The 23872-nt window shown below is 73.9% G+C and carries 18 protein-coding genes; 16 read left to right on the top strand and 2 right to left on the bottom strand.

From position 1 onward, the window contains the following. Positions 1-307: 307 nt before the first annotated feature. Together ACFVQ3_RS13305 and ACFVQ3_RS13300 are read left to right on the top strand one after the other, a co-directional pair. Complete coding sequence (locus ACFVQ3_RS13305; protein WP_387639741.1) at positions 308-613, top strand: hypothetical protein; 306 nt, start codon at positions 308-310, stop codon at positions 611-613. Next, positions 610-2130, top strand: a complete 1521-nt coding sequence (locus tag ACFVQ3_RS13300) for an alpha/beta fold hydrolase (RefSeq protein ID WP_387639738.1) — start codon at positions 610-612, stop codon at positions 2128-2130. Before ACFVQ3_RS13305 ends, ACFVQ3_RS13300 begins: the two co-directional genes overlap by 4 nt. Before the next feature lie 73 nt (positions 2131-2203). Here the strand turns inward: ACFVQ3_RS13300 and ACFVQ3_RS13295 are convergent, their stop codons facing one another. Then, positions 2204-2593, bottom strand: coding sequence for a phage holin family protein (locus ACFVQ3_RS13295; protein WP_387639736.1), 390 nt, complete (start codon positions 2591-2593; stop codon positions 2204-2206). Between the two features lie 173 nt (positions 2594-2766). Here ACFVQ3_RS13295 and hisC point away from each other — a divergent pair, with 173 nt between their 5' ends. From hisC to ACFVQ3_RS13255, 8 genes are all read left to right on the top strand, one after another. Beyond that, positions 2767-3864 carry a histidinol-phosphate transaminase gene (hisC, locus tag ACFVQ3_RS13290; RefSeq protein WP_387639733.1) on the top strand — a complete coding sequence of 366 codons (1098 nt, stop codon included), beginning with the start codon at positions 2767-2769 and terminating at the stop codon, positions 3862-3864. Positions 3865-3946: 82 nt separating this feature from the next. After that, positions 3947-4228 (top strand): hypothetical protein, encoded by a 282-nt coding sequence (locus ACFVQ3_RS13285; RefSeq protein WP_387639731.1) that lies wholly within the window; start codon positions 3947-3949, stop codon positions 4226-4228. 377 nt (positions 4229-4605) lie between these two features. Then, entirely contained in the window at positions 4606-5802 is a 1197-nt protein-coding gene (gene pdhA / locus ACFVQ3_RS13280) for a pyruvate dehydrogenase (acetyl-transferring) E1 component subunit alpha (protein WP_387639805.1), read from the top strand. Beyond that, positions 5799-6821, top strand: coding sequence for an alpha-ketoacid dehydrogenase subunit beta (locus tag ACFVQ3_RS13275; RefSeq protein WP_387639729.1), 1023 nt, complete (start codon positions 5799-5801; stop codon positions 6819-6821). The genes pdhA and ACFVQ3_RS13275 overlap by 4 nt, the downstream gene beginning before the upstream one ends. Before the next feature lie 59 nt (positions 6822-6880). Continuing rightward, positions 6881-8323, top strand: a complete 1443-nt coding sequence (locus ACFVQ3_RS13270; RefSeq protein ID WP_387639726.1) for a dihydrolipoamide acetyltransferase family protein — start codon at positions 6881-6883, stop codon at positions 8321-8323. Positions 8324-8521: 198 nt separating this feature from the next. Next, positions 8522-8959: a YciI family protein gene (locus ACFVQ3_RS13265; RefSeq protein WP_387639724.1), complete on the top strand. Its 438-nt coding sequence runs from the start codon at positions 8522-8524 to the stop codon at positions 8957-8959. Further along, positions 8956-10206, top strand: coding sequence for an RNA polymerase sigma factor (locus ACFVQ3_RS13260; RefSeq protein ID WP_387639721.1), 1251 nt, complete (start codon positions 8956-8958; stop codon positions 10204-10206). Before ACFVQ3_RS13265 ends, ACFVQ3_RS13260 begins: the two co-directional genes overlap by 4 nt. A gap of 122 nt (positions 10207-10328) precedes the next feature. After that, positions 10329-12686, top strand: coding sequence for a choice-of-anchor A family protein (locus ACFVQ3_RS13255; protein WP_387639718.1), 2358 nt, complete (start codon positions 10329-10331; stop codon positions 12684-12686). Positions 12687-12853: 167 nt separating this feature from the next. On the opposite strand, the gene ACFVQ3_RS13250 is transcribed toward ACFVQ3_RS13255, so the two are convergent. Further along, a complete protein-coding gene (locus ACFVQ3_RS13250) occupies positions 12854-13222 on the bottom strand; it encodes a hypothetical protein (RefSeq protein ID WP_387639716.1) in 369 nt (122 codons plus the stop codon). Between the two features lie 367 nt (positions 13223-13589). On the opposite strand from ACFVQ3_RS13250, the gene ACFVQ3_RS13245 reads away from it, so the two are divergent. From ACFVQ3_RS13245 to cobA, 6 genes are all read left to right on the top strand, one after another. Continuing rightward, on the top strand, positions 13590-15053 hold the full coding sequence (locus ACFVQ3_RS13245) for an MFS transporter (protein WP_387639713.1): 1464 nt from the start codon (positions 13590-13592) through the stop codon (positions 15051-15053). Between the two features lie 111 nt (positions 15054-15164). Further along, positions 15165-17519: a molybdopterin oxidoreductase family protein gene (locus ACFVQ3_RS13240; RefSeq protein WP_387639711.1), complete on the top strand. Its 2355-nt coding sequence runs from the start codon at positions 15165-15167 to the stop codon at positions 17517-17519. After that, entirely contained in the window at positions 17516-19531 is a 2016-nt protein-coding gene (locus ACFVQ3_RS13235; RefSeq protein ID WP_387639708.1) for an FAD-dependent oxidoreductase, read from the top strand. Before ACFVQ3_RS13240 ends, ACFVQ3_RS13235 begins: the two co-directional genes overlap by 4 nt. A 179-nt stretch (positions 19532-19710) precedes the next feature. Next, positions 19711-22458, top strand: coding sequence for an FAD-dependent oxidoreductase (locus tag ACFVQ3_RS13230; RefSeq protein ID WP_387639705.1), 2748 nt, complete (start codon positions 19711-19713; stop codon positions 22456-22458). Then, a complete protein-coding gene (gene nirD, locus ACFVQ3_RS13225; protein WP_387639702.1) occupies positions 22455-22943 on the top strand; it encodes a nitrite reductase small subunit NirD in 489 nt (162 codons plus the stop codon). Before ACFVQ3_RS13230 ends, nirD begins: the two co-directional genes overlap by 4 nt. A gap of 86 nt (positions 22944-23029) precedes the next feature. After that, positions 23030-23842 carry a uroporphyrinogen-III C-methyltransferase gene (gene cobA / locus ACFVQ3_RS13220; protein WP_387639699.1) on the top strand — a complete coding sequence of 271 codons (813 nt, stop codon included), beginning with the start codon at positions 23030-23032 and terminating at the stop codon, positions 23840-23842. Positions 23843-23872 lie beyond the last annotated feature (30 nt).

Raw genomic sequence — 23872 nt, 5'->3', positions numbered from 1 at the left:
GCCGAGCATGCGGTCGTCGTCGTGAATCGGCCGGTTCTCGACGCCGACCGCATGCTCGACCGACGCCGACCGCATGCTCGGCGGACGCGTGCTCGGCGGACGGCGCACGTGCTGCGGCGAGAGCGTGCCGCGCGGATCCGGAGGGCGGGTCCAGGACGACCCTGAGTGCTCGCGGTGGATGCCGACTCCCGTGCGCGGCTGCGGCACGCGAGGCGTGGCCGTGCACAGGTCGGGCACGGGAGGTCCTGCCCACAGACGCGAGCGCGGGCCCAGCAGAGCCTCCGGACAGGTCTCTACGGTCAGGCGCATGTCGACCTCCCTCTCCCTCTCCCTCACCGGCGCCACGTCCGGCTGGTCACCTGCGATCGACGTGGTCGACCCGGGACCCGAGCTGCGGCGTGCGGGCGACCTCGTGGCCGAGGCCGTCGCGATCGTCCGGCGGACCACCGACGTCGCCTGGGAGGGACAGGCGTCGGACGGGTACCGCGACCTCGTCGTCGCGGCGGTCGGCGAGCTGTACCGGGCAGATCGCGCCGTCGATCAGGCGCTGGGGGCTGCGGCCCGCTACGTCCGGACCGTCGAGGCCGCGAACGTCGAGGCGAGCCTGCGATGAGCCGTTCACCGGACCCGACCGCGGGGATCGTCGTCTCCGGGGGAGTGACCCGGGTCGAGGTCGAGGCCCTGGTCGCGGCCGCCGCGACCGTCCTCGAGGCGGCGTTGCACGTCGAGGCGTCGCTCGACCAGAGTCGCCGTGCGTACGGGCTCGTCAGCGGCCTCGTGGAGGCGCTGCCGTCGTCGGTGCGCTGGGGTGGCGGGACGGCCGCGTGCTACAGCGCCCTTGGCGCTGCGGGCTCGTCGGGATGGGCGCCCGTCCCGACCGAGGTCGTCGCTGCCCGCTCCGCGCTGCTCGACGAGACCGTGGCCTGCACCGACGCGCTGCTCCGGGCCCAGGAGGCGCTCGTGGGACTGTTCGACCGGCTCCGGAAGGCCGCCGGGATCTACGAGGAGGGCGAGTCCCGGGCCGAGGGATCTCTCTCCTGGCTTGCGGGGGTGCCCGGAATCGGGATCGGGGTGGCGCTGGCCGCAGGGCTCTACGACGTCGGGAAGGGGATCGGGGCGGGGCGAGGGGTCCAGCCGTGGCGCCTCGTCACGGGCTCGTCGGAGTTCCACGACGAGGTCGTGCGGGGAACGAGCAGGATCGTCGGGCTGGGGGCGAACGTCCGAGGGCTTGGCGGCCCCGGCGGCTGGTTCCGTGAGGCGACGGTCGAGGACGCGGCCGGCGTGCTGGGCGACGCGTCCCGGTCGTACCGACGGTTGTTCGCGCCGGGGGTCGTGACGACCGAGCTCACGGGTACCGACCTGCCCGACGGGTTCGACAAGCCCGTGGCGCGCAGTGCCGAGGACCTCCTGTCCGGGATCGACGTGGTCTACGGCACGGGTGACGACCTCCCGGACTCGGTCGTGTCGGTCGAGAAGTACCTGGACCAGGACCGACGGGCGACGTGGGTCGTGACGGTGCCCGGGACGCAGCTCGGCAGCCTGACGACGCCGTTCAGCATGACGTCGAACTTCGACCTGGTGCAGGGCGAGCACGCCGACAGCACCGCGCACGTGCTCGAAGCCATGCGTCAGGCCGGGATCCCGGAGGGCGAGGAGGTCGTGCTCGTCGGCCACTCGCAGGGCGGCATGGTCGCGATGGCCGTCGCGACGGCCGTGACCGGTGCGGGGGGCGTCGCGGGGGCGTCAGGAACCGCGCTCCGCTACGACGTCCGGCAGGTCCTGACGGCTGGCGCGCCGGTCGGGCTGGCGCGGCTGCCGGCAGGTGTCCGCGGGACGCACGTCGAGATCGAGCAGGAGGGCGTCTCCCAGCTCGACGGCACCGACAACCCGGTCGGTCCGGACCGGGTCACGGTTCGCGCGGACCTGGGTGCGCGGGGTGTGCCGGGGGCGGACGGAGCCGTCCCGCACGGGGTGCCCTTCCACGTCGAGGTCCTCGGACGCGCCCGAGAGGTCGGCCAGCCGGGGCTGGTGGACAACCTCGACGCGCTCGAGAAGGCCGTCTCGGGCGAGCGCGTCGAGGGGCGCTACTTCCGCGGAGCCCTCGACCCGCTCCCGGTCGCGCCGCCATGACCCTGGGAGGGTCCTGGTCGTCCGTGGTCGGGGTGACTTCGCACCGTGCCGACGACACGGCCAGAGCGGCAGGTCAGGCCCGTGACTTGGGTGCGACCACCGCGGAGATGAGGAAGTTCAGGACGCCGATGATGAGCGCGGCGAGCAGCGCCCACCAGAACCCGCCCTCGATCCGGATGCCCCAGTCGGTCTGCTCGGTGATCCACGCCGTGAGCATCAGCATCAGGGCGTTCACGACGAGCGTGAACAGACCCAGCGTGAGGATGTAGAGAGGGATCGAGATGATCTGCACGATCGGCTTGATGATCGCGTTGACCAGCGAGTAGATGAGGGCCACGGCGAGGACGATCACGATCTGGCCGCCGACGGTGTCGGAGCCGACGATCGAGAAGTGCTCGTCGATGAACAGGCTCGTGAGCCAGATCGCGAGGCCGGTGACGAGGACGCGGATGACGAAGCTCATGCGTGCCATCCTGCCATCCCTGTCCATCGCCCCGCCGGGCCACGCCGTGCAGGGGTGGGCGGTTCCCGGGGACCCCCGCGGGGTGCGCCCACCTCCGGTCCCCGAGGGGTGGGACGTGCCCGGGACGTGGGCGACGCCGTCGGGCAGCGGGGGACGGTGGCATCCTGGAGGGCGTGACCAGCCCCGCGCCCTCCGTGCCCTCGCCCGCCGCCGCAGGCGTCCCCCTCCGTGCCGCCGTCGCGGCCCTGCCTGCCTACGTGCCGGGCGCGCGCCTCGCACCCGGGTCGAGCGCGTTCAAGCTGTCGTCCAACGAGAACCCGTACCCGCCGCTCGCCGCGGTCGTCGCGGCGATCGTCGACGCCGCCGCGGACACCAACCGCTACCCGGACATGTACGCGACGGACCTGACCGAGGCGCTCGCGACCGACCTGGGCGTGGACGCGGCGCAGGTCGTCGTGGGCAACGGTTCGGTGGCCGTGCTCGCGCACGTCCTGTCGGCCGTCGTGGACGCGGGCGACGAGGTCGTCTACCCGTGGCGCTCGTTCGAGGCGTACCCGATCGCGGTCGCGGTCGCGGGCGGCACCTCGGTGCGCGTGCCCGTGACGCAGGCGGGCCGTCTCGACCTGCCCGCGATGGCCGCGGCGATCAGCGACCGCACCCGTGTGGTCCTGGTCTGCACGCCCAACAACCCGACGGGTCCCGTGGTGCACGCGGGCGAGCTCGACGCGTTCCTCGCGGCGGTCCCGCGTGACGTCCTGGTGGTCCTCGACGAGGCCTACCTCGAGTTCGTGCGCGACCCCCAGGCGCCCGACGGCCTCGCGGTCCTCGCGGCCCACCCCAACGTGGTGCTGCTGCGCACGCTGTCCAAGGCGTACGGCCTGGCCGGGCTGCGGGTCGGCTACGCGGTCGCCGAGCCCGCGCTCGCGGCGGGCATCCGCGCGGTCTCGACGCCGTTCGGCGTCTCGCACGTGGCCCAGCGTGCGGCGCTCGCGGCCCTGTCGGTCAAGGACGAGCTGCTCGAGCGCGTCGAGCACCTGGTCTCGCGGCGCGAGCGGCTCGTCGAGGGGCTGCGCGACCAGGGCTGGGAGCTGCCGGAGACGCAGGCGAACTTCGTGTGGTTCCCGCTCGGCGGCCCGACGGCGGAGCTCGCCGCGGGCGCGTCGGCCGCGGGTCTCCTGGTGCGCCCGTTCGCGGGCGAGGGCATCCGGGTGAGCGTGGGCGAGGAGGAGGCGACCGAGGCGTTCCTGAAGGTCGCGGCGGGCTGGCGGTAGAGGTCTCGGCCGTCCCGCGCAGCCTTGCGGGCGGTGGCCGGTACCTGTTGCCGGAGGTGGCGACCCGGAGAAGACTCCCGGTATGGACACTCCCTCGTATGACCAGCTCCAGGAAGACTACGGCTGGCTCTTCGGCACGGCCGCGCTGATCGTCTGGGCGGCCGTCGCGATCATCTTCCTGATCGCCTACATCCAGATCATCCGCAAGGCCGGCTACTCGGGGTGGTGGGTCCTCGTGGGGATCGTGCCGCTCCTCAACGTCGTGATGTTCCTGGTGTTCGCGTTCTCGACGTGGCCGGTCGTCCGGGAGCGGGACGCCCTGCGTGCGCGGGCGGGGTACACCGGCCAGTATCCGCAGGGCTGACCCCCGGGTCTCGTCGGGCGGACGCGCGGTGAGCGCGGGGTGACGGCGTGACCGGTGCTGCGAGGGCTCGCCGGTTCTGAGGGGTTGCGCCAACCGTTCTGCCCGTGACGCCCTGGTTCGCGGCGACACGCGGACGCCGAGTTGGAGGGAACCTCCAAAGACGGGCGGGGAAGGTTTGTCCTCCAATGGCGGAGGAGGCTACGGGCTCGTAGCCTACGCTTGCGTAAGCTACGGTGTCGTAGGTTCGGTCGGGAACGGCCGAGGACCGCCCCCGAGCGACCCGGGCTCACGCCTCGGGCCGCACCGAAGGAGAACGCGTGAACCAGCAGCACACGGCCCCCGCGGCCGACCTCGCAGCCGAGCCCGCCGGCGGTCCCCTGACGGCGACGACGGAGTCCGGCGCGACGGACACCGGGGCGACCCTCCCCGTCGACGCCGACCTCCTCCAGCTCCTCACCCCGACCGGGGTGCGGGTCGAGACCCCGGAGAACGCGACCTACCGCGAGCGCGTGGCCCACCTCGACGCCGACGCCCTGCGCGGCCTGTACCGCGACATGGTCCTGACCCGCCGCTTCGACGACGAGTCGACGTCGCTCCAGCGTCAGGGCGAGCTCGGGCTCTTCCCCCAGGCGCTCGGGCAGGAGGCCGCGCAGATCGGCTCGGGCCGGGCGCTCGCCCCGCAGGACTACGTCTTCCCGTCCTACCGCGAGCACGGCGTGGCGTACACGCGCGGCGTCGACGTCGCCGACATCCTGCGCCAGTTCCGCGGCATCGACCACGGTGGCTGGGACCCGGACGAGCACAACTTCCACCTCTACACGCTCGTGATCGGGTCGCACACGCTGCACGCGACGGGCTACGCGATGGGTGTCCAGCGCGACGGCCTCGTGGGCACGGGTGACGCGACCAAGGACACCGCGGTCGTGACCTACTTCGGTGACGGCGCCACGTCCCAGGGCGACGTGAGCGAGGCCCTCGTCTTCGCCGCGGTCAACGAGTCCCCGGTCGTGTTCTTCTGCCAGAACAACCAGTGGGCCATCTCCGAACCCACGACCAAGCAGTCGCGCGTGCCGATCCACCAGCGCGCGCACGGCTTCGGCATCCCGAGCCTGCGGGTCGACGGCAACGACGTCCTCGCCTGCTACGCCGCGACGGCCGAGGCGCTCGAGCGCGCGCACTCGGGCGGCGGCCCCACGTTCATCGAGGCGTACACGTACCGCATGGGCGCCCACACGACCTCGGACGACCCCACGCGGTACCGCACCTCCGAGCAGGAGGAGCTGTGGCGCCGTCGGGACCCGATCGACCGCCTGCGCCTCCTCCTGGAGGCCGAGGGCGCGTGGGACGAGCAGTGGGCGGCGGACCTCGAGGCCGAGGGCGACGCGCTCGGCGAGCGCCTGCGGACGTTCGTCCGTGGTCTGGGCCGCCCGTCGACCGAGTCGATGTTCGAGCACGTCTACGCGACCGAGCACGCCGTCGTCACGGCCGAGCGCCGGTGGTTCGAGGAGTACGAGGCGTCCTTCACGGACGAGGGAGCCTCGCGGACGCACGACCAGCACGGAGGAGCACGATGAGCGCGCCGACCACCACCGCACCGGCCACGGCGACCGGAACGTCCCGCCTCACGCTGGGCAAGGCCATCAACGAGGGCATGCGCGCCTCGCTCGCGAGCGACCCCAAGGTCCTGCTCATGGGGGAGGACATCGGCAAGCTCGGCGGCGTCTTCCGCGTGACCGACGGGCTCCAGGCGACCTTCGGCGAGGACCGCGTGGTCGACACGCCGCTCGCCGAGTCCGGCATCGTCGGGACCGCGATCGGTCTCGCGCTGCGCGGCTACCGGCCCGTGTGCGAGATCCAGTTCGACGGCTTCATCTTCCCGGCCTACGACCAGATCACGACGCAGCTCGCCAAGATGCACTACCGCTCGCGCGGTCGCCTGAACCTGCCCGTGGTCATCCGCGTGCCGTTCGGTGGGGGGATCGGCGCGGTCGAGCACCACAGCGAGAGCCCCGAGGCCCTGTTCGCGCACACGCCGGGGCTGCGCGTCGTCTCGCCGTCGACGCCGCAGGACGCGTACACGATGATCCGCGAGGCCATCGCGTCCCCGGACCCCGTGCTGTTCTTCGAGCCCAAGGGGCGCTACTGGGACAAGGGTGACGTCGTCCTCGACGGGCCCGTGGGCGACTCGACGCTCAACTCCGCGGTCGTGGTGCGCGAGGGCACGGACCTGACGCTCGTCGCGTACGGCCCGACCGTCCCGACCGCGCTCAAGGCCGCGGCCGCGGCCGCCGCCGAGGGCACGAGCATCGAGGTCGTCGACCTGCGCAACATCTCGCCGCTCGACACCGCGACGGTCGTCGCGTCGGTCCGCAGGACCGGGCGCTGCGTCGTGGTGCACGAGGCCGCGACGTTCCTCGGCTCGGGCGCGGAGATCGCCGCGCGCGTGACCGAGGAGTGCTTCTACGAGCTCGAGTCGCCCGTGCTGCGCGTGGGAGGCTTCCACACGCCGTACCCCGTCGCGAAGCTCGAGCACGAGTACCTGCCGAGCCTCGACCGGGTCCTCGACGCGGTCGACCGCGCCATGGCGTTCTGACGGCCCCGCGCCGCACCCGATCTTCCGACCCGCAGACCAGTTCACACGAGGAGCAGGCAGTGCCCACCTTCGAGCAGTTCAAGCTCCCTGACGCCGGCGAAGGACTCACCGAGGCGGAGATCGTGCAGTGGCACGTCGCCGTCGGTGACGAGGTCACGGTCAACCAGACGATCGTGGAGATCGAGACGGCCAAGTCGCTCGTCGAGCTCCCGTCCCCCTACACGGGCGTCGTCACCGAGCTGCTCGTCGCCGAGGGCGACACGGTCGAGGTCGGCGTGCCGATCATCGTGGTCGACACCGACCCGACGGGTGAGCAGTCGGCCCCAGCCGCCCCCGCGGCGGAGGCTCCTGCAGGGGAGGGCGGCGGCGCCGTCCTGGTCGGCTACGGCGTCGCCGAGCAGGCGAGCGCGCGCCGCCCGCGCCGTGCCGCTGCGGCCGCCCCTGCAGGCCCGACGGCGCAGCTCCCCGCTCCCGTCGCCGCACCTGCCGCCCCGGTGACCCTGGTCCCCGCCGCACGCGTGCAGCCGGCGCGACCGGCGCCGTCGGGCCCTATCCGCGCCCTGGTCTCCGCCGCGACCGCCGGGCGGACCGTCCTCGCCAAGCCCCCCGTGCGCAAGCTCGCGCGCGACCTCGGCGTCGAGCTCGCGTCCGTGCCCGCGACCGGCCCCGGCGGGATCATCACGCGCGAGGACGTGCTCGCCTACAACGCGCGCTCCGAGCCGCGCACCCTCGCGACCTACGCGGGCGACGACTCGCCCTGGCTCAACGACGCCGGCACGGGCTCGACCGTGACCCCCGACGGCCGCCAGACGCGCGTGCCCGTGAAGTCCGTGCGCAAGCGCACGGCCGAGGCCATGGTGCAGAGCGCGTTCACGGCCCCGCACGTGACCGAGTTCCACACGGTCGACGTCACCAAGACCATGAAGCTCGTCGCGAAGCTCCGCGAGGACCGCGAGTTCAAGGACGTGCGCGTCACGCCCCTGCTCATCACGGCCCGCGCGCTGCTGCTCGCCGTGCGCCGCCACCCCGACATCAACGCGAGCTGGGACGAGGCCGCGCAGGAGATCGTCTACAAGCACTACGTGAACCTGGGGATCGCGGCTGCGACGCCCCGCGGGCTCGTCGTGCCCAACATCAAGGACGCGCACCGCCTCGACCTCAAGGGCCTCGCGCAAGGTCTCGCCGACCTCACGGCCACGGCGCGCGCCGGCCGCACGTCGCCCGCCGACATGTCCGACGGGACCATCACGATCACCAACGTGGGCGTGTTCGGGATCGACACCGGCACCCCGATCCTCAACCCCGGCGAGGCCGCGATCCTCGCGTTCGGCGCGATCCGCGAGCAGCCCTGGGTCCACAAGGGCAAGATCAAGAAGCGCTGGGTCACGCAGCTCGCGCTGAGCTTCGACCACCGCCTCGTCGACGGGGCGCTCGGCGCGTACGTCCTCGCCGACGTCGCGAAGATCCTCGAGGACCCGGCCCAGGCGCTCGTCTGGGGCTGACGGCTCCACAGACCACCGGGAGGGAGCGTGCGGGACGACCCGTGCGCTCCCTCTCGTCGTCGTCCTCCTCCTCCTGCTGAGCTGTCCGTCCGGGCGCACGTCCCCGCGGGACTCGGCCGCATGTCGAGAACCCGCCCACCGTTCCGACCATGGGGTGAGCGTGCCACGCTGGGCACGACGGACGAGAGGAGCGGGACGATGAGGTATCTGCTGGGAGTGGACTTCCGGGCCGGGGTCGACGAGTCGCCCATGGAGGAGTGGACGCCCGAGGAGGTGAACGCCCACCTCGGCTACTACGGGGCGCTCAACGCCGAGCTCGAGGCGAGCGGCGAGCTCGTGCAGACCGTGATCCTCACGGGACCGGACCTTGCCAAGGTCGTGCGGTCCGACGGCACCGCGCCCGTCGTCACGGACGGACCCTTCGCCGAGTTCAAGGAGTGGCTCGCGGGCTACCAGATCGTCGACGTCGGGTCCGAGGAGCGTGCGCTCGAGATCGCCGGGCTCGTCTCGGCCGTGCCGGGCCGGGGAGGGGTGCCCACGCAGCAGCCGATCCAGGTCCGGCGGCTCATGGACGACGGTCCTTCCGACGCCACCGAGATGGCCGCCTTCCTCGACACTGCCCAGGGGACCCGTTGACCCAGGCGCCGGCCGTCGAGGACCTGCTGCGCACGGTCGCGCCGCAGGTCCTCGGCACGCTCGCACGCCGCTCGGGCGACTTCGTCGGTGCTGAGGACGCCGTCCAGGAGGCGCTCGTCGCGGCCGTGCGGTCGTGGCCCGCCGACGGTCTCCCCGACCATCCCCGGGCCTGGTTGCTGCAGGTCGCCTCGCGGCGGCTGGTCGACGCCCAGCGCAGCGAGATCGCGAGGCGTCGTCGCGAGCTGGCGCTCGCGGCGAGCGAGGTGCCGGGAGCCGAACCCTCGGCGCAGGACGACTCGCTCGCCCTGCTCTTCGGCTGCTGCCATCCCGCCCTCACCCCGCCCTCGGCGGTCGCGCTGACGCTGCGTGCGGTCGGCGGGCTGACGACCGCCGAGGTGGCACGTGCGTTCGGGGTCCCCGAGGCGACGATGGCGCAGCGCATCAGCCGCGCCAAGCAGAAGGTCGCGTCGTCGGGCGAGCCGCTGTCCGTCCCCGGGCCGGCCGAGCGGCCGGCCCGTCTACGGTCGGTCCTGCACGTCCTGTACGTCGTGTTCACCGAGGGGCACACGGCCTCGACCGGACCGGTGCTCCAACGCGTCGACCTCACCGACGAGGCGATCCGCCTGGCCCGCTGGCTGCACGCACTGCTGCCCGACGACCCCGAGGTGGGCGGTCTGCTGGCCCTCATGCTCCTCACGGACGCCCGGCGCCCGGCCCGCCTCGACGCCGCGGGCGACGTCGTCCCCCTGGCCCAGCAGGACCGGACCCGCTGGGACGCGGCACGGGTGGCCGAGGGGACCGCGCTGCTCGACCGGGTGCTCGCCCGCGGCGACGTCGGCGAGTACCAGCTCCAGGCCGCGATCGCCGCCGTGCACGACGCTGCCGCCACCGCGCAGGACACCGACTGGCCGCAGGTCGTCGGCCTCTACGCGCTCCTCGAACGCATGACGGGCAGCCCGGTCGTGACGCTCAACCGCGCGGTCGCGGTGGCCATGGTGGACGGCCCGGTCGCGGGGCTCGCCGTGCTCGACGGGATCGGCCCGGTCCCGGGGCTCGCCGTGCTCGACGGGATCGGCCCGGTCCCGGGGGACCCGCACCGCGTCGACGTCGTGCGTGCCCACCTCCTGGAGACGGCAGGGCACCGGACGGCCGCGCTCGAGCACTACCGCCGGGCAGCCGCGCGCGCCACGAGCACCCCGGAGCAGCGCCACCTCTCCGCCCAGGTGGCGCGCCTCGCACGGTCCTGACGTCCAGTCCTGACGTCCCGTCCTGACCGGTTCCTCCGCGGTCGACCGGGGCGAATCCCTACCGGTTGCCCACCCAGGTTCCTCACCAGAGACTGTCAGGACCGACGAGAAAGGGCCTGCCCATGACGACCACCCGCTCCAGCCGCACCCGCTCCGGCCGGTCCCCCGGAGGACGGACCTCGCGTCGACGACTGGTCGCCTCGACGTCGGTCCTCGGCCTCACCGCCGCGCTGACCCTCGGGGCCGCGGCGGTCGGTCCGTTCGTCGCGCCGGCCGCTGCCGAACAGCTCCCGACGTGCCCCGCCGGGGACAACGACGGGACCGTCGGACCACCCCTGTTCACCGACAACGCCGTCGCGGTGTACGTCGGTGGAGACTTCACGGCGAACGAGAACGCGGCCGAGAGCGAGGGGCTGCTCGTCGTCCACGGGGACGCGAGCTTCGAGCGGAACGGGATCTTCAACGTCGGGGTCGTGGGGGCGGGCTCGGGAGCAGCACCGACGCCTGGGTCGACCATGCTGGCCGTGGGCGGGAACCTGACCATCGGACAGAGCTCGGCCGTCGACGTCGGCGCCGGGACCACCGGCGGAGGGGCGGTGCACGTCGGCGGGGTCATCGACGACGACTCGCGGCTCCTGACGAACGGAGCGGGGGCCGTCGAGAACATGGGGCCGAGCGCGCTGCTGCCCTACGACCCCACGGTCTTCCCGCAGGAGATGATCGACGTCTCGGCCGAGCTCGCCGGGTTCGCCCCGAACGGAACGGCCACCCGGACGGGCGCCACGGTCGTCTTCACCGCCGGGCCCGACGACCCGGCCCACCCCGGTCTCCAGGTCTTCGAGGTCGACGCCGCGACGCTCGACGGCTCGAACGCCGTCCAGTTCAACGGCGTCCCCGACGGTGACTCGATCGTGGTCAACGTGACAGGGGGACCCCTCGCCTTCTCGCCCCAGGACTTCACCGCGGACGGTGTCCGGGTCGACGCGTTCGGCTTCCCCGGGTTCGCCGACTTCGCGACGAGCCTGATGTGGAACTTCACGGGGTCCGACCAGGTGTCGATCGGCCAGAACGGCCAGTTCATGGGTTCGATCCTGGGGCCCGACATCGACCTCACCGTGACCACGAGCACCAACGGCCGCATCCTCGTCGGTGGCGACTACGTCATGGGCGGTGCGGGGACCGAGCACCACAACTACCCCTGGAACTACGCGTTCCCGTGCGACGACGACGTCCCGCCGATCCCGACCGAGGTCGGCCAGGTGACCGTGACCAAGACCGTGGCCCCCGGGTCGGGACTCACGAACCTCGTCTTCACGGGCTCTGCGCGCTGCACCCTGCCCGGGGGTGCGATCTTCGTGACGCGATGGGCCGTCAAGGCCGACGAGGTGACAGTGTTCGGCAACATCCCCGTCGGCGAGACCTGCCAGATCTTCGAGGACCTCAGCGGTGTGTACGAGGACGTGAACGGGGTCCTCGTCCCCGTGGACGTGGGGGACCGGCAGTGGGCTCAGCCCGTGTTCACGATCGACGGGCAGACGACGAACAGCTTCACGATCACGGACACGGGCCAGAACATCACGATCGGCCTGGCCAACGCCCTGCTCGGCACGGTCGACGTGACCAAGGTCGTGTCCGGTCCGGAGGGCGGGTACGTCGGGACGCGCGAGTTCGACGTCGCCTGGCAGTGCTCCGCCGGGGCCTGGGTGGACGGGGTCGCCGTCGCCCCGGCGGTGACGTCCGGGACCGTGAGCGTCGCCGCGGGGGTGACGGCCCGTCCGGAGGTGAACGGCAGCGAGGCGAGCTTCCCGGTGGGGACCAGGTGCACCTTCACCGAGGGGCCGCTCACGACCGAGCCCGGGGACTTCACCGACGGCACCTACGAGTGGGACGGGTCGAGCGTCGACCCGTCTGAGGTCGTGGTCGGCACCGGTGAGTCGGGGACCGTCGCCGTCACCGTGACCAACACCTACCGCAGCACGGTCGGCGGGTTCGCGATCGCCAAGGCGCTCGACGGGGAGGGCAGCAGCCAGGTCCCGGCAGGCACGGTCTTCACCGTGCGCTACTCCTACACGCTCAACGGGACGACGGTCAGCCAGGACGTCCAGGTCCCTGCGGACGGGACCCCGGTCGACGGCCCGCAGGACCTGCCCGAGGGCACGGTCGTCACGTTCGAGGAGATCGCCCTGCCGGGAGTCCCGGGGATCACCTGGGGCACGCCGACCATCACGGTCGACGGGCAGGGGACGAACCGGCTCGTCGTCACGGGCGGGTCCTCGGCCGAGGTCGTCGTGACGAACGCGGCCGACGTCACGCCGACCCCCACCCCGACGCCCACCCCGTCCGTCCCGGCGACCCCGGGCGCGGACCTGCCGGCGACGGGGGCCGACATCGCGATGATCGCCGGGCTGTCGGTGCTGTTCGTCGCGGTCGGCCTCACGGCCGTCGTGGCCCGCCGGCGCCGGGAGTCGAGCACGAGCTAGCCGGGGCGGACCGCACCGGCCCGAGGGGGCGGGTGCGGTCCCGGACCGGACGAGCACGGGGTGGTGAGCCGGACCGGCTCACCACCCCGTGCTCGCGTCGGCCGACCAGGTCCTGCCCGGCCCGCCGGTGTCGACGGACCGGGTCCCGCCCGGCCCGTCCGTGTCGGTCAGTGACGTGCAGCGCTGCTGCGGTCCTGCGTGTCCGACGGCAGGCCGTCGTCGTAGGACCAGCCCGCGGGCCTGCGCGTCGGGTCGAACCAGACGTGGCCGCCGCGGGTCCAGCGGCGGCGGTAGGCGATGATGCGCTCGGGGGTCGTGTCGTCGATCCCGCTCTCGGACCCGCAGCAGTCGCAGATCGTGTGCGTCGGCCCGTCGAGCGTCCAGCCGGCCTCGTCGAGGTACCAGGCGCACACCCGGCACAGGGCCGCGCTGTGGTCGACGTCCTTCGGTGCGGATGCGCTCGACAGTCGGACGAGCGCGGCGAGCGCGCGCAGCGGGTTGACCGCTCCGGATGCAGCGGTGCTCTGTCGCGGCATGCGTGGATCCTTTTCTCGAATCTCAACCTCTGGACGTAGGCCCGGCGGTGCGCCTCTTCGTGCAGCGGCCGGGGCGCGCCCGGTCCGACCACTGTTGAAGGGGCTGGCGCGAGTCTAGTCCGGCGTGGTCGGGCTCGGGCAGGATGAAACGCCGGACCGCCCAGATCTCACCTGACGGTTTGGTCACTGTGCTTCCTGAGCCAGGTGCGGGGTCGGCTCTCACAGCCAGGCCGGCCGCTGTGTGCGCAAACCCTTACGGACGGGAAACGGGCGCCGCGCCCGGCAGAAACACGCGCTTCCTACGGTCGTCGGTACCGGTCGGGCGTCGCTCGACGGGACGTCCACCCCGGTCCCACCAGGAGGCGCCATGTCCGTCCCCGCAGGCCCCACCCCGCAGGTCACGACCACCACGCTCGCGCCGCCGTCGTCGCCTTCGCCGGCCCAGGCCTCCGCAGCGGCCCCGGCTCCGGCAGCGGCCCCGGCAACCGCAGCGGCTCCCTCCCGCCGTCGCGGGCGCTGGATCGAGCACTGGGACCCCGAGGACCCGACCTTCTGGCGTGACGGCGGGCGCACGGTCGCCACCCGCAACCTGTGGATCTCGGTCTTCGCCGAGTTCCTCGGGTTCGCGGTCTGGGCCCTGTGGTCGATCGTGGTCCCGCAGCTCGGCGCGGCCGGCTTCGCCTTCACCGTGGACCAGCAGTTCTGGCTCATCGCCGTCCCGAGCCTCGTGGGCGCGACCCTGCGCATCCCGTACACGTTCGCGGTGCCGATGTTCGGGGGACGCAACTGGACGATCGTGTCCGCGCTCCTGCTCCTGGTGCCCACGGTCTCGCTCGCGGTCGTCGTGCAGGACCCGGGGACGCCGTTCGGCGTGATGCTGCTCGTCGCGGCCCTCGCGGGCGTCGGCGGCGGCAACTTCGCGTCCTCCATGGCCAACATCTCGTTCTTCTACCCCGAGAAGGAGAAGGGCAAGGCGCTCGGGCTCAACGCCGCGGGCGGCAACCTCGGGACCGCCGCGGTCCAGCTCGCGGTGCCGCTCGTGATCGTGACGGGGGCGGGGATCGCCCTGGAGCGTGCGGGGCTCATGATGATCCCGTTCGTCCTGCTCGCGGCGTTCCTCGCGTGGCGCTTCATGGACAACCTGTCGCACGCCAGGGCCGACGTGCGCTCGTTCGCCGCGGCGACCCGCAACCGGCACACGTGGATCATCTCGTTCCTCTACATCGGGACGTTCGGGTCGTTCATCGGCTACTCGGGCGCGTTCCCGACGCTGCTCAAGAACCAGTTCCCCGAGGTCACGCTCTCGATCGCGTTCCTCGGTGCGCTCGTGGGCTCGGTGTCCCGACCTCTCGGCGGGATCGTCGCCGACAGGGTCGGCGGAGCCCGCGTGACGATCGCGGCGTTCGCCGTCATGGCAGGCGGCGCGTTCGGTGCGATCCAGGCGCTCGAGTCGCACTCGTTCGGACCGTTCTTCGGCTCGTTCCTGCTGCTGTTCGTCGCGACGGGCATCGGCAACGGCGCGACCTACCGCATGATCCCCGCGGTCTTCGCGGCGTCGGGGGAGGCCACCGCGCAGGGCCTGCCCGACGACGAGCGCGCCGCCCACCGCCTCCGGGTCCGCAAGGCGGCTGCGGGCTGCATCGGTATCGCGGGGGCCGTCGGGGCGTTCGGCGGTTTCCTCATCCCGCGCGGGTTCGCGGTCTCGAACGACCTCGCCGGGTCGCTCGTCCCGGCGCTGTGGATCTTCATCGGCGTGTACGCCGTCATGGCCGTCGTGACCTGGGCCGTCTACCAGCGCCGGGGTGCGTCGCTGGCCGCGGCAGGGGTCTGAGTGGCGCGCGCGGCCCTGCCTGCCCACGACCCGGCCGGCGCCGCCCTCCCCGGGCGAGCGGCGCCGTCGGGCAGCGACACCCATTGCCCCTACTGCGCGCTCCAGTGCGGCATGACGCTCACGCCCGCGCAGGCCCGCATGCCCGACGGCGGAGCCTCACCCCCCGTGGTCGTCGCACCGCGCGAGTTCCCCACCAACAAGGGCGGGCTGTGCCAGAAGGGCTGGACCAGCGCGAGCCTGCTCACGGCGAGCGACCGGCTCACGGTCCCGCTCGTGCGCGACCGCACGGTCGACGCGCAGGGCGTCGTGACGCGCGGTGGGCTGCGGCCCGTGACGTGGGACGAGGCGCTCGACCGGGTCGTCGACGGGATCACGACGATCCAGGCGGAGTCCGGTCGCGACGCGGTCGCGGTCTTCGGCGGCGGGGGACTCACCAACGAGAAGGCGTACGCGCTGGGCAAGCTCGCCCGGACGGTGCTGCGCACGGCGAACATCGACTACAACGGGCGCTTCTGCATGGCGAGCGCAGCCGCCGGGGCGAACCGGGCGTTCGGTGCCGACCGCGGCCTGCCGTTCCCGCTCGCCGACCTCGCGGGCGCCGACGCGGTGCTCCTGCTCGGCTCCAACCTGGCCGAGACCATGCCGCCCTCGGTGCAGCACCTCGCGGGCGTGCGCTCGCGCGGCGGGCTCGTCGTCGTCGACCCGCGGCGCACCGCGACGGCCGCGCTCACCGGCCCGCCCGAGGGCCCTTCTCAGGGCGTCCACCTGCAGCCCGTGCCAGGCACCGACCTCGTGGTGCTGCTCGCGCTCCTGCACGTCGTGTGGTCCGAGGGCCTCGCGGACGACGACCACCTCGCCGAGCGCGTGTCCGGGGTCGAGGACGTGCGGCGCGCGGTCGCGGCCTGGTGGCCCGAGCGTGCCGAGACCGTGTGCGGGATCGGGGCCGACGACCTGCGCCGCGTCGCGCGCCTGCTCGCGGCAGCCTCGCCCTCGCACGGCGGGCGCGGGGCGTACGTCCTCACGGGCCGGGGCGTCGAGCAGTCGACCCAGGGGACCGCGACCGTCACCGCGGCGATCAACCTCGCGCTCGCCCTCGGTCTGCCCGGCCGGGCCGGGTCCGGGTACGGCGCGATCACCGGGCAGGGCAACGGGCAGGGCGGGCGTGAGCACGGGCAGAAGGCCGACCAGCTCCCGGGCTACCGTGCGATCGGCGACCCGGCCGCGCGCGCCCACGTCGCCGCGGTGTGGGGCGTGGACCCGGACTCGCTGCCCGGGCCGGGCAGGCCCGCGGTCGAGCTGCTGCGCTCGCTCGGGATGCCGGGCGGGCCGCGAGCGCTGCTCGTGCACGGGTCGAACGTGCTCGTCAGCGCCCCGGACGCGACGCGCGTCGCGGAGCGCCTCGACGCCCTGGACCTCCTCGTGGTGTGCGACCTGGTGCCGTCCGAGACCGCGCTGCGCGCCGATGTGGTGCTGCCCGTGACGCAGTGGGCCGAGGAGGAGGGGACCATGACGTCGCTCGAGGGACGCGTGATCCGCCGCCGGCAGGCCGTGACGCCACCCGAGGGTGTGCGGTCCGAGCTGTGGGTCTTCGCCGAGCTCGCGCGCCGCCTGGGCTCGACCGTGTCGTTCCCGCTCGAACCTGCCGCGGTCTTCGACGAGCTGGCTCGGGCCTCGGCGGGCGGCGTCGCGGACTACTCGGGCCTCAGCCACGCGCGGCTCGACGCCGACGAGGCAGCGGGCGGGCCGGGGCTGTTCTGGCCGGTGCCTGCGGCGCCGGCGGTGCCGCCCGCCGAGCGGGCAGAACCCGCGCCGCCCACCGAGCCGTCGGAACCAGCGAGGGCTCAGGTGCACACGGGTCCTGAGGAACCCCGGTGGGGAGGGGCGCACCCCGGCACCCCGCGACTGTTCCTCGACCGCTTCCACACCCCCGACGGGCGCGCACGCATGGTCGCGGTCGACCACGTCGGCCCCAGCGACGACCTGCGACCCGACGCCCCGGTCTACCTCGTGACCGGTCGCGTCCTGCAGCACTACCAGTCGGGGGCGCAGACGCGCCGCGTCGCCGACCTCGACCGGATCGTGCCCGGGCCGTTCGTCGAGATGCACCCGATCCTCGGGTTTCGTCTGGGCATCCGCGACGGCGACCCCGTACGGCTCACGTCGGCCCGGGGCGACGTCCGGGCACCCGCGCGGTGGAGCGACGGCATCCGGACCGACACGGTGTTCATGCCCTTCCACTGGAGCGGGGCCGGGAGCGTCAACCGCATCACGACCGACGCGACCGACCCGGTCTCCGGGATGCCCGAGTTCAAGGTCTGCGCGGTCGCGGTCGCACCGGACCCGGGAGCGGGGCCGGGCCCGGCTGCGGGGCTGGACGCGGGTGCGGAGCTGGACCCGGGTGCGGAGCCGGACGCGGGAGCGGACGTCGACCGGGTCCGTGAGCGCTCCGAGGAGGTGGTCGCATGACCCACGTCGCCGGGCTGACGGAACCGGCGGGGGCCGTTGGCCACGCGGGTCCTGACACCCCGTTCCGGGTCGTCGTCGTGGGCGACGGGATGGTCGGGTCGCGGTTCGTGGCCGACCTCCTGGCCGCCGCCGGCCCGGAGCACGAGCGCCGCGCCCGGCCACTGCGCGTCACCGTGCTCGGCGACGAGGGGTACGAGCCGTACAACCGGGTCCTGCTGAGCGAGGTCGTCGCGGGCCGGGCCGACATCGGTGCGCTGACCCTGCCCTCGGCGGTCGACGGGCGCGTCGACGTCCACCGCGGTGCGCCCGCCATCGCGATCGACCGCGCCTCACGCACCGTCCTCACGAGCGACGGGGCGTTCCCGTACGACACCGTGGTCCTCGCGACGGGCTCGGCCGCGCGCGTCCCGGACGTCCCGGGCCTGCGCGCGGGGCCGGGCGGTTCGCTGCCCGCCGGGGTGCACGCCCTGCGCACGCTCGACGACGCTCGCGAGATCGTCGCCGCGACCGTCGACGCGCGACGCGCCGTCGTGATCGGGGCGGGGGTCCTGGGGCTCGAGGTCGCGTGCGGCCTGGCCCGGCGCGGGCTCGCGGTGACCGTGGTGCACGGCGGCGCGAGCCCCATGGACCGTCAGCTCGGCCCGGACGCGGGCCTCGCCGCGCTGCGCACGCTCACGGACCTCGGGATCACGGTGCGGACCGGGACGCGCACGCGCGAGGTCGTGGTGCGCCGTGCCGGCGAGGGGGGTGCGGTGGTCTCGGGACTCGTCCTCGTGCCCGACGGCGGACGCTCACCCCGTGCGACCGGCGCACCCGGGGCGGGGAGCGCCGGGGTGCACGCTGCCGCGGACGCGGCCGGCCCGGCCGACGAGATCCCGGCCGACCTGCTCGTGCTCGCGTGCGGGACGGTGCCCGAGGCGACCCTCGCCCGGACCGCCGGCCTGACGGTGGACCGGGGCGTCGTCGTCGGGCAGGGGCTGGCGAGCCCCGACGACCCGGACGTGCACGCGATCGGCGACTGCGCGCAGCCGCCCGAGGGTGGGACGGGGCTGATCGCGCAAGGGTGGGAGCAGTCGCGGCGGCTCGCGGCCCGGCTCGCGCTGCGGGTGTCCGACGCACCCGGACCGGCGACCGCCCGGGGGCGATCCGCGACCGACGCCCCGAGGGGGCACCACCGCGTCCGGTTCGTCGACGAGGACCGGCCCAGCATGGCGCTGCGGATCGCGCTCGACGTCGAGCGGAGCGCGTGGGGTCCGTTCGACGTCGAGCGCCCTCACGAGATGCGGCCAACTGGGGTCGACGCCGCCCAGGAACCCCAGCTGGCCGCATCTCGGGAAGACTCTCGCGACCGTGGGACGAGGCCGTCGGCGGTCGGGACGGTCGAGGAGCCGGTCGGAGGGGCGCCACCCGCGCCATCCGTGCCGCCCGTGCCGCCCGCCCCACCTGTGCCGACCCCCGCACCCACCGACGTCGTGCGCCTCAAGGCCGCGGGTCTCGACGTCGTCGCGATGGGCGTCTGCGGGTCACGACGTCCCCACGACCCCACCCACCGCACGCTCCGCCTGACCGATCCCGACGCGGGGCGGCACGTCGAGATCGTGGTCGCGGGCGGGTTCCTCGTCGGGGCGACCGTCGTCGGTGCCGCGCAGGTCGGCGCCGACCTCGCCGCGACCTACACGCGACGGGTCCCCGTGCCAGCCGACCCGGCCCACCTCCTGCTGCGACCGGTCGCGCAGGCGGCGGCTCCGGCGTCGGACCCCACGCGCATGCCCGACCGGACCACGGTGTGCAGCTGCAACGGCGTGACCAAGGGCGACGTCGTCGTGAGCTGGCGCGAGGGTGCGCGCAGCACCGCGGACATCGCTCGCGCGACCCGCGCGACGACCGGGTGCGGTGGGTGCAAGGACGTCGTGTGCGGGCTCGCGGACTGGCTCCGCAGGTCCGACCCGGAGCAGGAGGAGCCGACGCCCGCGCGCCCCGCAGCCCCCGAACCGGCCGGCGCTCCCCGCTGACCGGTCCTGGGGCGGCGCTCGCGGGCCGCGCGGCTCGTTCTCACGTGCCGGCCCCGGCGCGCGTGAGAAGAACGTTACGGAGGGGCAAAGGGGCGGGAGCGGAGCCGAAACGGCGCGTCCCTAGTGTCGGGGCAGCAGCTGCTTCCCGGACACCCGGACCGCACCCCCCAGGAGCCCCCGTGACCGCAACATCGAGCTCACCCCGTCACCTCGTGGTCGTCGGCGGCGGCATGGTCGCCCAGCGTCTCGTCGAGGCGTTGCGCGCCCGTGACACCGCCGGCGAGTGGCGGGTCACCGTCTTCGCCGAGGAGCCCCGCTACCCGTACGACCGCGTGGCGCTGACCTCGTACTTCTCGGCGCGCGACCCCGAGGAGCTGAACCTCGGCGACCCCGCGCTGTGGAACGACCCGCTCGTCCGCCTGGTGCGCGACTGCCGCGTCGACTCGATCGACCGTGAGGCCCGCCAGGTCACCGACCGCCTGGGACGGGTCCACGAGTACGACGAGCTCGTCCTCGCGACGGGATCGGACGCCGCACGGCCCCCGATCCCGGGCAACGACCTCCCGGGCGTGTTCGTGTACCGCACGATCGACGACGTCGCCGCGCTGCGCGGGTGGGTCGAGGCCAAGCGCGAGGAACGTTCGGGGGCGTCGTACGACCGCCCGGTGCGCGGCGCGGTCATCGGCGGGGGACTCCTGGGGCTCGAGGCCGCGGGCGCCCTCACGGCGCTCGGTGCGCAGGCGACCGTGATCCAGTTCGGCACGCACCTCATGGACGCGCAGGTCGACCTGGGCGGCGGGCAGGCGCTCGGGCGCCTCATCAACGACAAGGGCATCGCGGTGCGCGTGAGCACCGCGACCCAGCAGATGCGCCCCGCCCGCGCGACGGGGCACGTGGGGCGGCTCGACTTCGTCGACGGCGGACGGCTCGACGTCGACGTCGTCGTCCTGGCGACGGGCGTCCGGCCGCGCGACGAGCTCGCCCGGGCGGCGGGTCTGCCGGTCGGCGAGCGCGGGGGAGCGGTCGTCGACCTGTCGTGCCGCACGCCGGACCCGCACGTGTGGGCGGTCGGCGAGGTCGCGTGCATCGAGGGGCGCTGCCTGGGCCTCGTGGCCCCGGGATACGCGATGGCCGAGGTCGTCGTGGACCGCCTGCTCGGTGGCGGGGCGACGTTCCCGGGCGCGGACACCGCGACGAGGCTCAAGCTGCGCGGCGTGGACGTCGCGAGCTTCGGCGACGCGTTCGCGCGCACCGAGGGGGCCATGGAGCTCGTCTGGGCGGACCCGGTCGCGGGCGTCTACAAGAAGCTCGTCCTGTCCGACGACGCACGCACGCTCCTGGGTGGGGTGTTCGTCGGCGACGCGTCGCCCTACGCGTCCCTGCGGCCCATGCTGGGGCGCGAGCTGCCGGGCGACCCCGGCTCGTTCCTCCTGCCCGAGGGCGCGGCGGGCGGCGGCGCGGCGGGGCTCGAGCTGCCCGACGACGCCACGGTCTGCTCGTGCAACAACGTCACCGCAGGCACGGTCCGCGGGGCCGTGACCGAGCACGCGTGCACCGACGTCGCCGCGGTCAAGGCCTGCACCCGGGCGGGCACGAGCTGTGGCTCGTGCCTCCCGCTCGTCAAGAAGATCACGACGACCGAGCTCGAGAAGGCCGGCATCGAGGTCTCGAACGCGCTGTGCGAGCACTTCGAGCTCTCACGCGCGCAGCTCTTCGACGCGGTCCGCGTCGCGGACCTGCACACGTTCAGCGAGATCATCGCGCGGTTCGGACGCGTCCCGGAGGTCGTCCCCGACGGGACGCCCGGCGCGCCCGCCCTGCCCGACGGCGTCGCCCCCGCCGGGCGTCCGGGCGCGGGGCTCCCGGGCGCTGGACACGCGGGCCACCCGGGCCACCCGGCCCACCCGGGCCCGGGTCGTGGGTGCGACATCTGCAAGCCGGTCGTGGCGTCGATCCTGGCCTCGCTGGGCAACGGTCACATCCTGACGGGCGAGCAGGCCGCGCTCCAGGACACCAACGACCACGTCATGGCGAACATGCAGAAGGACGGCACGTACTCGGTGGTCCCCCGCATCCCGGGCGGGGAGATCACGCCCGAGGGGCTGCTCGTGATCGGGCAGGTCGCGAAGGACTTCGGGCTCTACACCAAGATCACGGGCGGCCAGCGGATCGACATGTTCGGGGCGCGGATCGAGCAGCTCCCGCTGATCTGGCGCCGCCTCGTCGACGCGGGCATGGAGTCGGGGCAGGCGTACGGGAAGTCGCTGCGGACCGTGAAGTCGTGCGTCGGGTCGACGTGGTGCCGCTTCGGGGTGCAGGACTCGGTGGGCATGGCCGTGCGCCTCGAGCTGCGCTACCGCGGCCTGCGCTCGCCGCACAAGATCAAGCTCGGCGTCTCGGGCTGCGCGCGCGAGTGCGCCGAGGCGCGGGGCAAGGACGTCGGGGTCATCGCGACCGACAAGGGCTGGAACGTGTACGTGGGCGGCAACGGCGGCTTCACGCCCCGGCACGCGCGGCTCCTCGCCGAGGACCTCGACGACGAGACACTGATCCGGACGATCGACCGCTTCCTCCTGTACTACGTCCGCACCGCCGACCGGCTCCAGCGCACGTCGGTGTGGGTCGACGAGGTCGAGGGCGGCCTGGACGGGATCCGCGCCGTGATCCTCGACGACTCGTTGGGGATCGCGGCGGACCTCGACGCCGCGATGGCACTCCACGTGGACGCGTACGAGGACGAGTGGCGCGCGGTCCTGGAGGATCCGGAGAAGCTCAGGCGGTTCGGGTCGTTCGTCAACGCGCCCACGACGGCCGACCCGGACCTCGCGTACGTGGCCGAGCGCGGGCAGCCGCGTCCGGCGACGACCGCGGAGCGAGCGGGCGCAGCGGTGCTGATCGCCGGGACGACGCTGGAGGTACGGGCATGAGCGCGCAGACCGTGGGAACGACGAGCACGACGGCCGGGCCGGGGCCGGCCGGTGCCGTGCCGGGTGGCGCAGCGCAGGACGCGGAGGTCGGGTCGGTGTGGCAGCCCGTGTGCGGGGTCGCGGACCTCGCGGTCGAGCGTGGTGCCGCGGCGCTCGTCGGCGGGAACCAGGTCGCGCTCTTCCGCCTGACCGACGACCGCGTGCTCGCGGTCCAGCAGCTCGATCCGTTCAGCGGCGCGAACGTGATGTCGCGCGGCATCGTCGGGACCCGTCGCGGGGTGCCGACGGTCGCGTCCCCGATGTACAAGCAGGTCTTCGCGCTCGAGACGGGGGAGTGCCTCGACCCGGTCGGGTTCCTCCCTGTGCTCGTGGCGGGCCCGGACCTGGTGACGTGGCCGGTCGAGGTGCGCGACGGCGTCGTGCACGTCGCCACGCCGCCCGTCCCGACGCCGCCGGTCCCGACGCGGCCCGGCCCGACCCGGTGACGCCCCCCTCGGTGCCGAGCATGCGGTTGGCGTCGGGATCCGGCCCGGATCGGACGACAACCGCATGCTCGGCCGACGACAACCGCATGCTCGGGACCGGCGGGCCTGGCATCACCGGCGGGACCCGCGGGTCGGTCGTGCTCGTCGGCGGCGGGCCCGGCGCGGCGGACCTTCTCACGCTGCGTGCCTGGCGCGCGCTCGCGAGCGCCGACGTCGTCGTGACCGACCGCCTCGGACCCGTCGAGGTCCTCGCTGACCTGCCACCGGGGGTCGAGATCATCGACGTCGGCAAGTCGCCGGGCCACCACCCCGTCCCGCAGCACGAGATCAACGCGATCGTCGTCGAGCAGGCCCGCCGCGGCCGACGGGTCGTACGCCTCAAGGGCGGCGACCCGTTCGTCTACGGGCGGGGCGGCGAGGAGGTCCTCGCGTGCCGGGCTGCGGGCGTCCCGGTCGAGGTCGTGCCCGGCGTGAGCAGCGCCCTGTCCGTCCCGGCGCTCGCGGGCATCCCGCTCACGCACCGTGGGACGGTCGGCGCGTTCCTGGTCGTCAACGGTCACGAGCCCCTGGGCGTGGTCGCGCTGACCGCGGTGCGCGACCGCACGGCTACCCTGGTGATCCTCATGGGAGTGTCGATGCTGAGCGAGATCACGGACCAGGCGGTCACCGCCGGGGCCGACGCCGCCACGCCCGTCGCCGTGATCGAGTCCGGTTCCACGCAGCACCAGCGGGTCACGCACGCGACGCTCGGGACGCTCGTCGGCCGCGCGGCCGAGGTCGGGGTCCGTGCGCCCGCGGTCGTCGTCGTGGGAGACGTCGCGGCCGAGGGGCTGCTCGTCCCGGACGCCCTGGTCCCGGAACCCGCCCTGTCCGTCCTGGTGCCGGAGCCCGCCCGGTGACGGGTCGGGTCACGGACGTCACGCCGGACG

This window comes from Oerskovia sp. NPDC057915 (assembly GCF_042887685.1).
Lineage (GTDB): Bacteria > Actinomycetota > Actinomycetes > Actinomycetales > Cellulomonadaceae > Oerskovia.
This window is presented reverse-complemented; position numbering and strand designations above follow the sequence as displayed.

What these genes read in the sequence shown, in the direction of transcription:
- ACFVQ3_RS13265 (WP_387639724.1), top strand. Translation starts at nt 8,522, where the DNA reads ATGAGGTATCTGCTGGGAGTGGACTTCCGGGCCGGGGTCGACGAGTCG.
- cobA (WP_387639699.1), top strand. Translation starts at nt 23,030, where the DNA reads ATGCTCGGGACCGGCGGGCCTGGCATCACCGGCGGGACCCGCGGGTCG.
- nirD (WP_387639702.1), top strand. Translation starts at nt 22,455, where the DNA reads ATGAGCGCGCAGACCGTGGGAACGACGAGCACGACGGCCGGGCCGGGG.
- ACFVQ3_RS13295 (WP_387639736.1), bottom strand. Translation starts at nt 2,593, where the DNA reads ATGAGCTTCGTCATCCGCGTCCTCGTCACCGGCCTCGCGATCTGGCTC.
- ACFVQ3_RS13255 (WP_387639718.1), top strand. Translation starts at nt 10,329, where the DNA reads ATGACGACCACCCGCTCCAGCCGCACCCGCTCCGGCCGGTCCCCCGGA.
- ACFVQ3_RS13250 (WP_387639716.1), bottom strand. Translation starts at nt 13,222, where the DNA reads ATGCCGCGACAGAGCACCGCTGCATCCGGAGCGGTCAACCCGCTGCGC.
- ACFVQ3_RS13245 (WP_387639713.1), top strand. Translation starts at nt 13,590, where the DNA reads ATGTCCGTCCCCGCAGGCCCCACCCCGCAGGTCACGACCACCACGCTC.
- ACFVQ3_RS13300 (WP_387639738.1), top strand. Translation starts at nt 610, where the DNA reads ATGAGCCGTTCACCGGACCCGACCGCGGGGATCGTCGTCTCCGGGGGA.
- ACFVQ3_RS13285 (WP_387639731.1), top strand. Translation starts at nt 3,947, where the DNA reads ATGGACACTCCCTCGTATGACCAGCTCCAGGAAGACTACGGCTGGCTC.
- ACFVQ3_RS13240 (WP_387639711.1), top strand. Translation starts at nt 15,165, where the DNA reads ATGACGCTCACGCCCGCGCAGGCCCGCATGCCCGACGGCGGAGCCTCA.
- ACFVQ3_RS13275 (WP_387639729.1), top strand. Translation starts at nt 5,799, where the DNA reads ATGAGCGCGCCGACCACCACCGCACCGGCCACGGCGACCGGAACGTCC.
- ACFVQ3_RS13305 (WP_387639741.1), top strand. Translation starts at nt 308, where the DNA reads ATGTCGACCTCCCTCTCCCTCTCCCTCACCGGCGCCACGTCCGGCTGG.
- ACFVQ3_RS13235 (WP_387639708.1), top strand. Translation starts at nt 17,516, where the DNA reads ATGACCCACGTCGCCGGGCTGACGGAACCGGCGGGGGCCGTTGGCCAC.